General features: G+C 63.4%; 16 protein-coding genes. 6 read left to right on the top strand and 10 right to left on the bottom strand.

Going from position 1 to position 14,229, the window contains the following annotated elements:
• Positions 1-60 precede the first annotated feature (60 nt).
• Positions 61-1,149: an ROK family transcriptional regulator gene (locus ACEE23_RS04505; RefSeq protein WP_368520573.1), complete on the top strand. Its 1,089-nt coding sequence runs from the start codon at positions 61-63 to the stop codon at positions 1,147-1,149.
• Here ACEE23_RS04505 and ACEE23_RS04500 read toward each other — a convergent pair.
• The 6 genes from ACEE23_RS04500 to amn all read right to left on the bottom strand — a co-directional run bounded on the left by ACEE23_RS04500 (position 1,139) and on the right by amn (position 6,261).
• Positions 1,139-1,738, bottom strand: coding sequence for an HAD family hydrolase (locus tag ACEE23_RS04500; protein ID WP_368520574.1), 600 nt, complete (start codon positions 1,736-1,738; stop codon positions 1,139-1,141). The two genes, ACEE23_RS04505 and ACEE23_RS04500, sit on opposite strands and share 11 nt — an antisense overlap.
• Positions 1,731-2,084, bottom strand: a complete 354-nt coding sequence (locus tag ACEE23_RS04495; protein ID WP_368520575.1) for a hypothetical protein — start codon at positions 2,082-2,084, stop codon at positions 1,731-1,733. Before ACEE23_RS04495 ends, ACEE23_RS04500 begins: the two co-directional genes overlap by 8 nt.
• An 81-nt stretch (positions 2,085-2,165) precedes the next feature.
• Positions 2,166-2,651 (bottom strand): ferritin, encoded by a 486-nt coding sequence (locus ACEE23_RS04490; RefSeq protein WP_368520576.1) that lies wholly within the window; start codon positions 2,649-2,651, stop codon positions 2,166-2,168.
• Between the two features lie 115 nt (positions 2,652-2,766).
• A complete protein-coding gene (locus tag ACEE23_RS04485; RefSeq protein ID WP_409338201.1) occupies positions 2,767-4,266 on the bottom strand; it encodes a SulP family inorganic anion transporter in 1,500 nt (499 codons plus the stop codon).
• Positions 4,241-4,792 carry a phosphoribosyltransferase gene (locus ACEE23_RS04480; RefSeq protein ID WP_368520578.1) on the bottom strand — a complete coding sequence of 184 codons (552 nt, stop codon included), beginning with the start codon at positions 4,790-4,792 and terminating at the stop codon, positions 4,241-4,243. The genes ACEE23_RS04485 and ACEE23_RS04480 overlap by 26 nt, the downstream gene beginning before the upstream one ends.
• A 71-nt stretch (positions 4,793-4,863) precedes the next feature.
• The gene (amn, locus tag ACEE23_RS04475; RefSeq protein WP_368520579.1) at positions 4,864-6,261 is read right to left on the bottom strand and encodes an AMP nucleosidase; all 1,398 of its coding nucleotides are present in this window, start codon (positions 6,259-6,261) and stop codon (positions 4,864-4,866) included.
• Between the two features lie 272 nt (positions 6,262-6,533).
• On the opposite strand from amn, the gene ACEE23_RS04470 reads away from it, so the two are divergent.
• Positions 6,534-7,568, top strand: a complete 1,035-nt coding sequence (locus tag ACEE23_RS04470) for an esterase/lipase family protein (RefSeq protein ID WP_368520580.1) — start codon at positions 6,534-6,536, stop codon at positions 7,566-7,568.
• Here the strand turns inward: ACEE23_RS04470 and bsaP are convergent.
• Together bsaP and bioB are read right to left on the bottom strand one after the other, a co-directional pair.
• Entirely contained in the window at positions 7,565-7,846 is a 282-nt protein-coding gene (gene bsaP, locus ACEE23_RS04465) for a biotin synthase auxiliary protein BsaP (RefSeq protein ID WP_368521445.1), read from the bottom strand. The genes ACEE23_RS04470 and bsaP overlap by 4 nt on opposite strands.
• Positions 7,847-8,827 (bottom strand): biotin synthase BioB, encoded by a 981-nt coding sequence (gene bioB, locus ACEE23_RS04460; protein WP_448871303.1) that lies wholly within the window; start codon positions 8,825-8,827, stop codon positions 7,847-7,849. It lies immediately after the preceding gene.
• 95 nt (positions 8,828-8,922) lie between these two features.
• Here bioB and ACEE23_RS04455 point away from each other — a divergent pair, with 95 nt between their 5' ends.
• Positions 8,923-10,242, top strand: coding sequence for a M20/M25/M40 family metallo-hydrolase (locus ACEE23_RS04455; RefSeq protein ID WP_448871305.1), 1,320 nt, complete (start codon positions 8,923-8,925; stop codon positions 10,240-10,242).
• 54 nt (positions 10,243-10,296) lie between these two features.
• Positions 10,297-10,791, top strand: a complete 495-nt coding sequence (locus tag ACEE23_RS04450; RefSeq protein WP_368520583.1) for a hypothetical protein — start codon at positions 10,297-10,299, stop codon at positions 10,789-10,791.
• Here ACEE23_RS04450 and ACEE23_RS04445 read toward each other — a convergent pair.
• Together ACEE23_RS04445 and ACEE23_RS04440 are read right to left on the bottom strand one after the other, a co-directional pair.
• Entirely contained in the window at positions 10,788-11,111 is a 324-nt protein-coding gene (locus ACEE23_RS04445) for a CHY zinc finger protein (protein WP_368520584.1), read from the bottom strand. The genes ACEE23_RS04450 and ACEE23_RS04445 overlap by 4 nt on opposite strands.
• A 161-nt stretch (positions 11,112-11,272) precedes the next feature.
• The gene (locus ACEE23_RS04440; protein WP_368520585.1) at positions 11,273-12,118 is read right to left on the bottom strand and encodes a CPBP family intramembrane glutamic endopeptidase; all 846 of its coding nucleotides are present in this window, start codon (positions 12,116-12,118) and stop codon (positions 11,273-11,275) included.
• Between the two features lie 110 nt (positions 12,119-12,228).
• On the opposite strand from ACEE23_RS04440, the gene ACEE23_RS04435 reads away from it, so the two are divergent.
• On the top strand, positions 12,229-13,449 hold the full coding sequence (locus tag ACEE23_RS04435; RefSeq protein WP_448871308.1) for a sensor histidine kinase: 1,221 nt from the start codon (positions 12,229-12,231) through the stop codon (positions 13,447-13,449).
• 19 nt (positions 13,450-13,468) lie between these two features.
• Positions 13,469-14,131, top strand: coding sequence for a response regulator transcription factor (locus tag ACEE23_RS04430; RefSeq protein ID WP_368520587.1), 663 nt, complete (start codon positions 13,469-13,471; stop codon positions 14,129-14,131).
• The last annotated feature ends 98 nt before the right edge of the window (positions 14,132-14,229 follow it).

Below are 14,229 nucleotides of genomic sequence, written 5' to 3'. Positions count from 1 at the left end.
CGGCCACCGGTCAACGTATAGAATTAGACAATGCAGTCTGTTCTCTTTATACTAAGTTGCATGATCAAGCCAGGACCGGCCTTCACTCGCCCACGCACACCCGCCGCCAAGTGCCTCCACCTGGTGCGCCTCAAGCCGATCATCACTCGGAGCGAGCTAGTGGAAGCGACCGGCCTGTCCCAGCCCACCATCACGCGCGCGACCACGGCGCTGCTGCAGGCCGGGCTCATCCAAGAGCGCACCGACCTGACCCGCACGAAGGGCCGCGGACGCCCGACGGTGCCGCTGGAGGTAGCAGAGAACAACTGGCTGCTGGCTGGCATCGCCATCGGCACCTCCTCGACCTATATCGGCCTCTACGACACCAAGGGCCGCACCATTCGGGAGGATGACATCACCACCCCGGTGGCATCGCTGAGCGAGGCGGATTTCATCGAGCACATCATGGCCGGCATCAACCGCTTGACCGCGGGCCTGGACCAGGCGCTGGTCTCCGTCGGCGTGACCACCTCCGGCCAGGTCGACGACGAAGGCCTCGTCTACGCCCCGAACCTGGGGTGGAATGGCGTCGACATCGCCGAGCGCCTACGCTTCCAGTTCAGCGTGCCGGTCGTGGTCACCGCAGCCATCCCGGCCATCCTGGGCTCCGAGACCCAGGCCGCGGACATCGCCTCCGAGGACAAGGTCCTAGTGCTCTTCGCGGACGACTCCATCGGCGCGGCCCTGTCCAACGACGACGGGGTCCAGCAGCTCACCCCGCTGACCGATCCGCAGGGCCGCCCCGCGCAGGATTCCCTGTCGACGGCGGCGGTGCTCAAGAAGGCGGCGGAGCAGGGCGTGACGGTCGACAGCATTGCCGATGCCCCACGCTCCATCCTCGATGAGCGCGCGCACGATCTCGGCGTGGTCGCCGCCCGGCTGGTGCGCGAGCACCACCCGAATACCGTGGTGGTGGCCGGTTCCGCCTTCGTGGATGACCCGCAGGCCCCGCGCCGCTTCGCCAGCGCCGTGCGGGAAGAGGCCCCCGATGCCGAGGTCCAGCTGCGCATGATCCCCACCCACCGCGAGATCGTCCGCGCGGTCGCGCGCGCCGTCGCCCTGGACCCGCTGCTGCGCGTGCCGCTCGAGCTGCGCAAGGTCAGGGTGTAGAAAGCACCTTCCGCACGCTATCGATGCCTTCGAAGCGCTCGGCCCGCAACCCCGCCTCGCGGGCCTCGCGCACGAAGTCGTCGCGGTCGTCGAAGAAGATGGTGTCCTTGAGGGTGCCGCCGAGGGCATCGACGGCGACGAGGTAGGCCTGCTCCTCCGGCTTGGCCACCCCGATATCGCAGGACAGGGTGACGGCCGCGAAATCCTCTAGCCAGGGGTGCTCGCGCCGCACGACGGCGGCGAGCCCAGTCGGGATGTTGGAAAGGACGCCGACGGGGTGGCCGGCATCGATAAGCGACTGCACGAAGCCAACCATCTCCATGTCCGCCTCGAGGCAGCCCGCGATGTCCGCGGCCACGGCCTGGCTGGTGTCGATGTCGCCCAGGCCGCTGCGGCGGGCGAGCGCGGTCCACCAGCGCTCGTCGGAGACCAGCCCGGCGTCGTAGGGCGGGCGCAACTCCTCGTAGGTCTCCCAGAAACGCGCGCTGTCCTGCACCCCGAGCGTCTCCTCGAGGAGGCGGCGGTCCGCGGCCGAGGGCAGCCGCATGAGCACGCCGTACAGATCGAAGAGCAGCTTGGCCTTAGCCATGCGTGACCACCCGGGGCTGGAGCAGGCACAGGCCGACGATGCCGCAGGTGGCGCCGCCGATGAGCTCCGGCAGGCCCGTGCCCGCGGGGTTCACGAAGAACAGGGCGATGGCCGCCAGGAGCAGGACGCCGCCGACCCCGAAGAAGGCCTTGACGAGGCCGCTGGCGCGCAGGAAGCGCACGCCGGCGAGCATGGCCATGCCGGCGAACGGGCTCAGCATGAGGGCGGCCGAGGAGAAGAAGATCCCCCACGCGATGTCTACCGCCGTCAGTGCCAGTCCCCCGACCAAAGCGAGAACCATCAGCCCGAGGGCGATGGCGGCGGTCGTTTTCTGCTTTGCGGTCATAAAATACAATTGTCCCACCGGAGAAGCCTCCAGTGGGACAAAAGTGATTATTTTAACCGGACCGTTATTTGGTCTAATTCTTTATTCGGCAGAGCCCAGGTTTGCGTCGATGCGCAGCAGGCCGGAGCCGTCGTTGCCAACCAGCTTGACCTGGTCGATGATCTCGGAGACGGTGTCCTCTTCCTCGATCTGCTCGTCCAGGAACCAGTTGACCAGACTACGGGAATCCAGATCCTTGACCTCGTCCGCGATGCGGGCGATCTCGCGGATCTCGGCGGAGACCTTCTGCTCGTGCTTGAAGGCGGCCTCGAAGGCGTCCAGCGGGGTGGCAGCCTTCAGGGACGGGATAGCGATGTCGGTCAGCTCGACGCGGTAGCCGCGGGCCAGCAGGTGGTCGGCGAACTTCTGAGCGTGGGTGCGCTCCTCGTCGGCGTGACCCAGGAACCAGTCGCGCATGCCCGGGAAGGACAGGTTATCCATCTCGTAAGCCAGCTGGGTGTAGATGAGCGCCGCCTGGTGCTCGGAATTGACCTGGTTGTTCATTGCGGTTTGCAGTTTCTCGTCCATGACCTGGACCTTTCTCTCGGATCGGTGGTTAACTACTGATAAGTATACGCGTTTAAAAAACTATTTCCAGGCAGGAAATCCTTACCAATTTAAGGTTATGTTAACGTAACCTGCGTTATGCTTCGTTGAATTTCTCGATCCGCCGCTGGCTTTCGTCGTCCAGTCCCCTAAATTCTACCTCGATTCCGCGGGAGGCGTACTTGCTGCGCACGGCATCGACGGCCGCGATGGTGGAGGTATCCCACAGGGTCGCGGCCGAAAAGTCGATGGAGACCTTGTCCGTGCCCGGCGCGTAATCGAAGGAATAGACCAAGTCATTCGAGGAAGCGAAGAAGAGCTGGCCGGACACCGCGTACTCCCCCGGCCCGGTCTGGTCGACGGTCACCACGTGCGAGACCCGCTGGGCGAAACTGACCGTCGCCGCCAGCACGCCCAGCACCACGCCGACTGCCAGGTTGGAGGTAATCAGGGTCCCGGCCATTGTAATGCCCATGACGAGGGTCTCGGACCAGGGCATCGCCCGCAGCGTGCGCGGCCGCAGGGAATGCCAGTCGACGGTGGTCGCCGCCACGATGATCATTACCGCCACCAGGCCCGCCATGGGGATGCGCCCGACGGTCCGGCCCAGCACCAGGATGAGGATGAGCAGGAAGACGCCGGCCATGAGCGTGGACAGCCGGGTCCGTGCGCGGGCGCCGCGGACGTTGATCATCGTCTGCCCGATCATCGCGCACACGCCCATGCCGCCGATGAGGGCGGAGAGGATATTGCCTATCCCCTGGCCGTAGGATTCGCGGGTCTTGTCCGAGTGGGTATCGGTGATGCCGTCGACCAGCTTGGCCGTCAGCAACGACTCCATCAGGCCCACCAGGGCAACGCCCAGGGCGTAGGGCGCGATGATCTGCAGGGTCTCCCAGCTCAGCGGCACATCGGGGAGGAACAAGCCCGGCAGCGAGTCCGGCAGCTCGCCCTGGTCAGCCACGTCAGGGACCTCCCAGCCGGAGATCATGACCAGGGCGGTGAGCACCACGATGGTAATCAGCGGCGCCGGGATGGCCGGCAGCAGGCGCGGGGCGGCGAGCATGAGCACCAGGCCTAGCCCGACCAACGGGTAGACCAGCCAGGGCACGTCCTGCAGGTGCGGCAACTGCGCGGTGAACATCATGATGCCCAGGGAGTTGACGAACCCGGTCATCACGCTGCGCGGGATGAACCGCATGAGCTTGGCGATGCCCACCGCCGCCAGCACCAGCTGCAGCACCCCGGCCAGCAGGATGGTCGCGACCACGTAGTCGAGGCCGTGGCTGGCCGAGAGCGGGGCGATGACCAGCGCGACCGCGCCGGCCGCGGCGGAGACCATCGCGGGGCGCCCGCCGGTAAAGGCGATGGAGATAGCCATCACCACGGAGGCGAAAAGGCCCACCCGTGGGTCCAGGCCCGCCAGGATGGAAAAGCTCAGCACCTCCGGGATAAGGGCGAGGGAAACCGCGAGGCCGCCGAGCACCTCGATGCGCAGCCGGCGGGCAGAGGAAAAGGCGTAGCGGAAGCTATCCGCTACGCCCAGGGAACCTGTGTCATTCACCGGAGTCTTAGGACCCTTCCTGGAAAGAACCATCCGCGGTGATGACCGGCAGGACCGACCAGCAGAAGTTGATCCACTTGTCGGTCTCGCGCCACACGAAGTCCGGGTGGAAGATGGTCACCGGCTTGGTGTAGATGACCGCCGAGCGCACGTCCACGTTCAGCTTCGGCTTTTCCGGATCCAGATCCTCGTGCTCGAGGATGCGGCAGACCAGGTCGAGGGTCTTGCCGGAATCCGCGACGTCGTCGACCACCAGGACCTTCTTGCCGTCCATGTCGGAGGCGTCCAGGTACGGCGGGAGCAGTTCCGGCTCGGGCAGGGTCTTGCCGATATCGGTGTAGAACTCCACGTTGATGGACCCCATGGCCTTGACCCCGATGGCGTAGCCGATGGCCCCGGCCGGGATCAGGCCGCCGCGGGCGACGCCGATGATGAGATCCGGCATCCAGCCCGAGTCGATGATCTGCTGCGATAGGTTGCGGCTGGCCTCACCAAACGTCTCCCAAGTGAGGTTCTCCCTTTCCGGTACCGCCCAGTCGGGGTTATGGGGATTAGTCACGTGGTGCTCCTATCACGGTTGCAGACTCTCGTATGGGGAAACTTTCCGTCTAGTCTATCGCCGGATTAGCGTTAACGGAAAGGCACTTCCCCCAGCGCCCGCCGGAGCTTGCGCGTGTGGAGGCGGGACGGGTTTTCCGCCAGCTGCTCGACCGCGCGCACCGCGCACATGACGTGGGCCTGCTTGGAATTCGAGTAGAAGGCCTGCGCCTGGGCCGGCAGCTTGGGCACCGCGTGCAGCGGCAGGTCGCTGACGGCCAGCAGGGTGCCGTAGGGCACGCGGTAGCGGTAACCGTTGGCGGCCAGCGTGCAGGACTCCATGTCCACGGCCACGGCTGCCGATGCCCGCAGCCACTCCCACAGCTGCCGGGTGGTGCGCCACTCCCAGTTCCGGTCGTTGGTGGACAAGACCGTGCCGGTGCGCATGATGGGGTTGTCCGCGCCGTAGATCTCGTCCACGCTCGCCTCCAGCATGCGCTGGATTTCCGGGATGGCGGGGATCGGGTTCGCCGGGGTGACCGGCTCGTCCAGGAGCCCGTCGTCGCGCTGGTAGGCGTTGCCCAGGATGAGATCGCCAATGCGCATGCGCCCGTCCAGGCCCGCGCAGTGGCCGATCATGATCCAGGCCTCGGGGCGCAGTACGGCCAGGCAGTCCGTGATGGTCTTCGCGTTAGACGGGCCGACCCCGATGTTGATCATCGTGATGCCGTCGCCGGCGGCGGTGATGAGGTCGAAGCGGGGCATTTGGTAGCGCGAGGTCAGCGTCAGCTCGTCGACGTCCAGGTCCACCGCGTCGTTGGGGTGGATGGTCTCGCCCGTGGGCAGCACCAGCGCGGTGTAGCGCGAGTCCTCGCTGGCGAGCTCGCGTAGCCCGAACTGCACGAACTCGGTGGTGTGCATGGCGTAGTTGGTGAACAGGATGTACTTCTGCACCGTGTCGACCTCGATGCCGGTGTAGTGCTCGATCCGCTCGCAGGCGATGTCGAAGCGCTGCGGCCCGAAGTGGAACAGCGGCTTCTCCGCGCCGTGGAAGGCGTCCCAGTCGCCGTCGATGATGGCGTCGTTGACGTCGTCGAGCGTGGGGCGCGGGACGGTGGTCCCGCGGTCCTGCGGGGCCGGCGGGGCGCCGCGGATGTACTCGGGCGGGATGCGCACGTCCGAGTAGCCGACGTAGATATCGCACGGGTAGTTGTCCACTAGACGCTGCAGCTGGGCGGTCAGGTAGTCGCGCAGCAGGTAGGGCTTGGAGATCACCGCGGAATAGTTGCCGGCCTCGTTGACGTAGCCGAAGGGTTGCGAGCGATCGATGGGGTGCCACTCGCGCACGGCGACGGTGATTTTGGGGTAGCGGACCTGGTCGTAGTCCGCGAAGTCGTGGGAGCGCCGACAGGACTGCTCGTAGAGTTCGATGAGGCGCGTGACCGCCTCGTCCACCGTCTGCACCTGCACTGTCTCTACCTGATTGCGCATGCCGCCACACTACCGCGTAAACGAAGGCCCCGCCGGCTGCACGCTGGCGGGGCCTTCTCCCCATGACTAATCTAATCGGTGCTAAACAGAAGGAGTGGAGCGCAACTTCTGCAAAACAACCGCCCGTGATTAGGCAAGGCTTACTTTAAGATACTTTGGAAAGAGCGTCAACCCTTCGGATGACATTTTTTTAAAAAAGTTTTTCCTAATCCGCCTCACCTGCTAGTTCGCTAGGCTGGAAGGCCCCGGATTGTATAAGGAGATGGTTGTACGTGGCCGCTGATGCACTACAGGAACTGCGCTCCACAATCGAAAAGCAGCTGCGCCGCTTTTGGTCGAACGATGCCCCGGCCAACCCCCGTTTCGGCGTCAAGAACACCGCCCCGCCCAACGCGCTGCGCGAGGAGGTCGCCGAGGAGATCGCCGAGATGCTGCGCAAAGACCCCACCAAGGAGGGCTATTTCGGCTCGCTGAGCGAGGATTCACGCACCCGGATGGCCGTGTCCAACGAGGAGGTCGACTCGGCCGGCTCGAGCTCCACGGTGGACTCGCTCCCGCTGGGCGCGCGGCTGAAACCCCGCGGCATCTTCGAGGACGACTGGACCGCCCGCCCCAGCCCGGACCGCCCCTGGCCCATCATCTTGTTGCACGGCACGGCCGATTCCAAGGGCATCTGGCAGATCCTGGGCGGCGAGCTCCGCGAGGACGGCTGGGCCGTCTTCGCCCCAGATTACGGCACGCGGGCGACGGGCCTGCTGCCCGAGTCCGCCGCGCAGGTCGGCGCCTATATCGACGCGGTGCTGACCATGACGGGCGCGGAGAAGGTCATCATCGCGGGCCACTCGCAGGGCGGGCTGCTGGCCCGCTACTGGATGCGCGTGCTCGGCGGGGCCAGCAAGGTCCGCCACCTCATCTCGATCGGCGCGCCCAACCACGGCACCACCGAAGGCGGCATCATCAGCCCGCTGATGGCCAGCAAACGCAACGACTCCATCATGAAATCCATCATCCAGTCGTTCTTCGGCGACGCCGGCCAGCAGCAGATCGTCGGCAGCGAGATCTTGAGCGCCGTTAACGACGGCGGCGACTTGGATGAGGGCGTGACCTACACGTGCATCGCTACGCGCCACGATGCCGTGGTGGTCCCGCCCGAGACCTGCTTTTTGTCCCCCAGCAAGGTCAAGGACGGCACGGTGCGCAACATCTACGTCCAGGACTTTGATTCTCGCGCGGTGGTGCTCCACCACGACCTGCCGGTGGACCGGCGGGTGCGCGCCATCGTGCGCACCATCGTCCGGCAGCTCTAGTCCGACTCCCGGATGGTCTCGACGAAAAGCCAGCTCGAGTCCAGCTCCCCGTGGCGCGAGCACCGCGCGTGCCAGCCGTCGGGGCGGACCTGGACCACCATCCGCCGCCCACACAGGCGGCAGTAGCGCGGCACGTCCAGGCCGGCCGCGGCCGCCGGGTGCAGGGCGGAGACCGCTTCCAGGAGCTGTCCGGTATTCGGGTGGTAGACGGGCGGATCGCCGGCGAGGACGGACGCGGCGAGCGCGGAGTGATTAGTTTCCGCAGATTTCCCCGACATCTACAGCGCCTTGATGGGCAGGTCGATGCGCCCGAGCATGTCCACATCCTTTTCGATCTGGCGGCCCAGGGTCGTCAGGTAGTTGCCCGCGATGATGGCGTTGATGCCGCCGAGCAGGCCCTTCTCCGTGCCGTCGTCGCCCAGGGACAGCTCGCGGCCGCCGGCGAAGCGGAGGGTGACAGCGGGCATCGCCAGCCGGAAGGCGGCGACGGCGCGCAGGCCCTCGCCCAGGGGAACCAGCGGGCGATCCGCGAACGGGGTGCCCGGCCGCGGGTCGAGGAAGTTCATGGGCACCTCGCAGGGCTCGATCTCGGCCAGCTGGGCGGCGAACTCGGCGCGCTGCTCGAGGGACTCGCCCATGCCGATGATGCCGCCGCAGCAGACCTCCATTCCGACCTCGCGGACGAAGTCGAGGGTCTGCCGGCGCTCTTCCCAGGTGTGGGTGGTGACCACCTGCGGGAAGAAGCTGCGCGCGGTCTCCAGGTTGTGGTTGTAGCGCTGCGCGCCCATGTCCTTCAGGCGCTGCGCCTGCTCGCGGGTCAGGGTGCCCAGGGAGCAGGAAATCTCAATGTCGACCTCCGCGTTGATGGCGGCGATGGCCTCCCCCACCTGGTCCAGGAGGTTATCGTCCGGGCCCTTGACCGCGGCGACGATGCAAAACTCGGTCGCGCCGGTCTTGGCGGTGTTCTTCGCGGCCTCCACCAGCTCGGCGATATCCAGGCGGGCAGCGCGCACCGGTGAGGCGAACAGGCCCGACTGGGAGCAGAAGTGGCAGTCTTCCGGGCAGCCGCCCGTCTTGATGGAGATGATGCCTTCCACCGAAACGTCCGGGCCGCACCAACGCAGGCGAGTTTTATGCGCGATGTCGGCGATTTCTTCCAGCTGCTCGTCGGGGACGGAAAGGACCTGCAGGAGCTCTTCTTCATTCAGGCCGATGCCCTGCTCTAAGGCCTTCTCGCAGGCGATATCAACAATACTCATACGGGTAGCGTAGCGAACAAAGTTGAACGGCGTTTAATTTTGCAACTTTAAGTTTATTTCTTTCGCGGGTGGACCGCGGCACTAGGCTGGGGTGCATGAGCGAAAACACCAGCCTGTACGACGACACCCTGGAGCTACTCCAGGAGCTTATCCGCAACGCCTGCGTCAACGATCTGACCGATGATTCGGGCCACGAGGTCCGCAACACAGACACGCTGGAGCGCTTCTTTGCCGGCACTAACGTGCAGGTCCAGCGCTTTGAGCCCCACCCCGGGCGGGTCTCGGTGTTGTTTACGGTCCCGGGCGGCGACGGCGAGCCGCTGACCCTGATGGGCCACACGGACGTCGTGCCCGTCGACCAAGACAAGTGGACCAAGCCGCCTTTCGATGCCGTCATCGAGGACGGCGTGCTCTACGGCCGCGGCGCCGTCGACATGCTCTTCATTACTGCCACCATGGCCGCCGTGACCCGCGAGGTGGCCCGCCATGGGAAGCCAGCGGGCGATCTCACCTTCGCCGCCCTGGCGGACGAGGAGGCCCGCGGCGGCTGGGGCTCGCGCTGGCTGTATGCCCACCACCCGGAGGCGATGAGCTGGGACAACTGCCTGTCGGAGACCGGCGGCAGCCACCTGCCGAACTCGCTGGCCTTCAACGTGGGCGAAAAGGGCGCGGGCCAGCGCCGCCTGCACGTGCACGGCGACGCCGGGCACGGCTCGACGCCCTTCGGCAAGGACTTCGCCATCGTGAAGATCGGCGAGGTCGCCCGGCGGATCGCAGAGGCATCCACGCCCGTGGCCACCAGCGAGACCTGGACCGGCTTCGTCAAGGCGTTCCGCTTCGATCCCGCCACGGAGCAAGCGCTCATCGGCGGCCAGGGCACCGCGGAAGATTACCGTGCCTTCGGCAACCTGGACGCCTACGCGCACGCCTTTTCGCACACCACCTTGTCCCAGACCGTCCTGCGAGCCGGCGGCGCTATCAACGTTCTGCCCTCCCACGCATACCTGGAGATGGACATCCGTCCCTTCCCCGGCCAGACCCAGGAGGACCTGGACGAGTTCCTGCGCCAGGCGCTGGGCGATCTGGCCGACGAGGTCACCATCGAGCACCTCATTACCGAAGACGCCACGCAGTCGGGCACCGACACCGCGCTCTGGCAGGCCATCGAGTCCACCGCCCACGAGTTCTTCCCCGACCTGGACGTCACCCCGGTGCTGGCGACGGGCGGCTCGGACCTGCGCATCGCCCGGCGCGCCGGCGGCAACGGCTACGGCTTTGCCCTCCACGCACGGGCCCGGGACATGGCCGAGGCCAATTCGCAGCTCCACAGCCACGACGAGGCGCTCCACTTGGAGGATCTCGATCTCACGGTCCGGGCCTACCGCAGCCTGGTGCGGCGCTTCCTGGGCGTCTAGAAAGTTTCCTGCGTACACTTTCCCGAACCGCGAACTCGTGCCAAGATGTATCCCATGAAGAAACGCCTCGCTGCCCTCGTGTTGACCGCTACCCTTGCAACCCCCGCCGTGGCTTCCGCCGATCCCGTCGACGACCTGCTGGCCAAGGTGCCCGCCGGCCAGATCTCTTGCGAAAAGGCCCGCAGCTACTGGACCAACCCCGGCGACTACCAGTCCAAGCGCAGCCAGGCGCTGTCCGTGGCCACCTTCCACCCGCGCGGCGGGGAGATCCGCTCCGCCATCGCCCGCATGGACGACGCGGTCAACCGCTGCAACCTGGGACAGTCGGGCAACCAGCAGCAGCCTGCCCCACAAAACACCCATCAGAACCGCGCTCCGCAGAACACCCACCGCGCCCAGAACGTGATTGAGCTGGCGGTCGCGCCCGGCCAGCCGACCGTCGACGTGCCTTTCGCCGGTCAGACCTTCCGCATCCCGGATCTCGCCGCCCTGGCTCGCACCGCGCTAACCCAGGTGCAGCAGCAGTTCGGCTCTCTGTCGTCCTTCTAGTCGACCGGACCCAGCTGGAAGTAGATCTCCTCGTGCGCGTGACACCCGGGATTAAACGGGTGCCCGCACGCCGGGCAGGCGGTGGCTAGCCGGTAACGCCCGTAATTCATCGTCTCCCCACAAACGCCGCACAAAACCGCGTCCGCCTGCTTATCCATCGCGCCGAACGGGTGATCGGCAAGCTCCGCATGGCAGATAGAGCACGCGTAAAACTGCCCGCACGTCGCACACTTGTTGGCCACCACATCCACCGCGCTATGCCAGTGCGCGCAACGCCCCTGGGCGTCCACGTCGACGCCATGGATTTCTTTCCCCGACATACTCAGCCATTCTTTCCCACGAAAAGAGATACTCTTTGCACCTCATACCCTTTCGGGTTTATGCACACTCAACGATACTCAGAGGGAATCAGCAGACTTGCTGGGTTCACTGTTTTGTGAATTAACCAGACACAAACCATGCAGCATTCTCAAAGGGAAATCTAAGGCCTCTTCTTTCTCGAATGCCACCACGCCAGTAGGGCAAACCCCGTAACAAGCTGCGTCACGCCGAGTATGATCCACGCCGTCGAATCTAGGACGACGGGAACGAGGCCTCCCAACACGGTCATCACCGCGTGCATGCCACCATGTGTACCGGCCGCCCACCACACGCTTTTCTTCCACACAACCACCGCGCCGGCGAGAACCGCCATGCCTAAGGGAAGAACGAGGTATAAGAGAAAATCTGTTGTGCTTTGCTGCCCACCCGAGGAGGAGAGGTGCGGAACAGTGAAAGCCAAGGTCGTCCACACTACCGTGAATACGGGTCGCTCATCTGTAGTAGAAAACAGCCATCCACGATAAATCAATTCCTCTGGAATCCCTTGCAGGAAATAAGAACGTACTAGAACAAAGACGACACCTGCCACTATCACTCCCACTGGAGCAGTGCTGGGGTCTGCATCGTGCTGTGCCACAGGCTCCGAGAAAGCAGATAAGAAAACCCAGCCAACTACCATCGGTACTGCGACGACAGCCGTGCCACCGAGAATCCCAGGGAGGATTTTCGAGATATCGAGAAGCCCGATAGCTCGCAGTTTTCTCCGCTCGACAAACCGCAACCATCCCCACAGCATGATCACGACAGCGAGGGGGGTCAGCAGAAAGATAGCAGCATTAGCTCCGATACCCACAGCGTCGTCTCGCCTCGCGATGGGAAGCTGGTGCAACGGAACACGCACCATATTAGAGGCCATAAGTATGACGAATGCGGCAACGATGCGAACCAAGAGTCCCCACCAGTTCAATGGAAGACGTGGGGAAAGAGGTAATTGAGGTTTGTTCATGTCAGGAAAATTACAGCTACTATGAGCTGTTTTTAAGTGTCTCCAGTCATTACTTCAGGTCGCTGAAAACATGACCCACGTCATGGGTCGGGTGATCTAGGATTAGCCCTATGCCTTCCCGAGCTCGCTACATTGCTCCATCCACGTATGTTGCGTCGACCTACGACGTCGCCATACTTGCGCAGCCTTTTCTAGCTTTCCTCAGCCCAGTAGCGGTGTTTATGATTCTGGCTATTGTTCGCTGGGATACTCCCCAGGCGATGATCCCTCAACTCGTAGCCCTGACGCTTTTCCTTGGCACTGAAATCTGGTGGTCGCACGCGGTAAAAAAGCGCCTGCCTCTCACTGCGGCTACGTGGTGCTTCGCTGCGTCAGCCCTAGTTGTATTCCTCACCGCAAATAACTCGTCCTCGCTGGTAGTAATCTGGCTTGGGGTCGTGGCCGTAGTCATTGTCCAGTCGTTGCGTGCTGGAATCATCTACGGTCTGTTCCCTGTTTTAGCCGTAGTCGGAATCCATGTCGTCTCCGGTTCTAGCCTTGGCAGAATCATTACCGAAGCTCTAGCGTCGTTCTCGCTGATAGCAATCGGTGTCTTTCTTGCACGCCTTGCCCGTACGGCAGCCACCGATGCTGTAGAGAAGACCCATCGGGCTGCAGAACTCGCCGTCGCAAATGAACAGCTACGGCGCTCTATCGAGACCGCCCGGGAGCTCACGCTCTCTGAAGAACGCGGACGCATTGCAGCAGCTTTGCATGATGGTTTAGGACATCGGCTCACGGCCATCAGCATGAGCTTGGATTTTTCCCAACGCATGATAGCGAAGAACCCAGAACGTGCCGCCGAAGAGATAGCTCATGCGCGCAATACAACAATTGCCACTCTCGACGATATGCGCACTGTCGTGCGGGCTCTCCACCCTATTCGTTTAGAATCCGAAGGGTTTTATGACGCACTGACTGCGTTGGGAAACTCCTTTTCTTCTACCGCACTGACCGTTGAGGTAGAAGTAGCATCAAACGCCCCAGAACTCACACCTCCCGTGGAGAATATTCTTCTCGCTGCGGCACAGGAGGCCTTAACCAACGTGGTCCGACACAGTGCAAGCACCACCACGGCACGCATGTCCGTGAGTTTTGACAGCGATTTCAACGTCATCACTATGTCGGTTTCCGACAACGGCCCAGGTTCTGATGACTCGCAGGCTGGCTTTGGTATTCGCTCGCTACAAGAACGCGCCGGAGCGCTTGGCGGACGAGTCCTCGTTTCGGGGCACGGGGGAATTGCTGATGGGTTTCTTCTCAGTATCGAACTGCCTGTGACTAGCTGCTAACAGAAGGACAGATCAACGTATGACTAACCGAGTAATTCTCATCGATGACCATGAGCTGCTTCTCCGCGGTCTCGCCTTAATTTTCGACACCATCGACGAGTGCGAGGTCGTCGCAACTACTACTAATGGAAAAGAGGTGAGCTCGCTTATCGATGCTTTTGCACCCGACATTGTTGTCACTGATGCGGTCATGCCTGACTTCGATGGGCTCGCTGTCGTACGCGAGTGTGCGACCCATTACCCTCATGTTCCCGTACTGGTTCTCACCACCTTCGACGACGCCACACTGGTCCGCTCACTCATCGATGCTGGTGCTGCAGGCTATCTACTCAAAGACATTGATGCCAATCATCTCGCGGAAGCGATCGATGCCGCCGCCAGCGGCGGCATCGTCCTCGATCCCCGTATTGCCCGCATGCTGCACCGACCAACAAACGCGTGCTGCAGTCCATCATCTAAAAAGCCTGCGTCCGTGGAGGGAGTCACCACCTTGACGCGTGCAGAGCGCAAAGTCGCGACCCTTGTTGCGGAAGGAAAGAACAACAAGGAAATCGCTGAAATTCTCTACTTGGCCGAAGGCACCGTAAAGAACCATGTGTCCGTCCTACTGCGCAAGATGAAGGCTTCCGATAGAACCGTCCTCGCTCTCACTCTTGCCCGAGCTTTTGGTCAGCTAGATTAATTAACATACTGAAGCGTTCTGAGTTTAGGTCCTTTCTCAGCTAAGCAAGGACAAGACACTAGGCCTAGAAAATATTCCGTCGAGCTCAAGGAGTAGGC

The organism is Corynebacterium sp. 32222D000AT, assembly GCF_053546955.1.
This window is presented reverse-complemented; position numbering and strand designations above follow the sequence as displayed.

Coding starts and splice junctions, on each gene's coding strand:
- ACEE23_RS04490 (WP_368520576.1), bottom strand. CDS start 2,651: ATGGACGAGAAACTGCAAACCGCAATGAACAACCAGGTCAATTCCGAG.
- amn (WP_368520579.1), bottom strand. CDS start 6,261: ATGCGCAATCAGGTAGAGACAGTGCAGGTGCAGACGGTGGACGAGGCG.
- ACEE23_RS04485 (WP_409338201.1), bottom strand. CDS start 4,266: ATGGTTCTTTCCAGGAAGGGTCCTAAGACTCCGGTGAATGACACAGGT.
- ACEE23_RS04500 (WP_368520574.1), bottom strand. CDS start 1,738: ATGGCTAAGGCCAAGCTGCTCTTCGATCTGTACGGCGTGCTCATGCGG.
- ACEE23_RS04440 (WP_368520585.1), bottom strand. CDS start 12,118: ATGAACAAACCTCAATTACCTCTTTCCCCACGTCTTCCATTGAACTGG.
- ACEE23_RS04450 (WP_368520583.1), top strand. CDS start 10,297: ATGAAGAAACGCCTCGCTGCCCTCGTGTTGACCGCTACCCTTGCAACC.
- ACEE23_RS04445 (WP_368520584.1), bottom strand. CDS start 11,111: ATGTCGGGGAAAGAAATCCATGGCGTCGACGTGGACGCCCAGGGGCGT.
- ACEE23_RS04455 (WP_448871305.1), top strand. CDS start 8,923: ATGAGCGAAAACACCAGCCTGTACGACGACACCCTGGAGCTACTCCAG.
- bsaP (WP_368521445.1), bottom strand. CDS start 7,846: ATGTCGGGGAAATCTGCGGAAACTAATCACTCCGCGCTCGCCGCGTCC.
- ACEE23_RS04430 (WP_368520587.1), top strand. CDS start 13,469: ATGACTAACCGAGTAATTCTCATCGATGACCATGAGCTGCTTCTCCGC.
- ACEE23_RS04495 (WP_368520575.1), bottom strand. CDS start 2,084: ATGACCGCAAAGCAGAAAACGACCGCCGCCATCGCCCTCGGGCTGATG.
- ACEE23_RS04505 (WP_368520573.1), top strand. CDS start 61: ATGATCAAGCCAGGACCGGCCTTCACTCGCCCACGCACACCCGCCGCC.
- bioB (WP_448871303.1), bottom strand. CDS start 8,827: ATGAGTATTGTTGATATCGCCTGCGAGAAGGCCTTAGAGCAGGGCATC.
- ACEE23_RS04435 (WP_448871308.1), top strand. CDS start 12,229: ATGCCTTCCCGAGCTCGCTACATTGCTCCATCCACGTATGTTGCGTCG.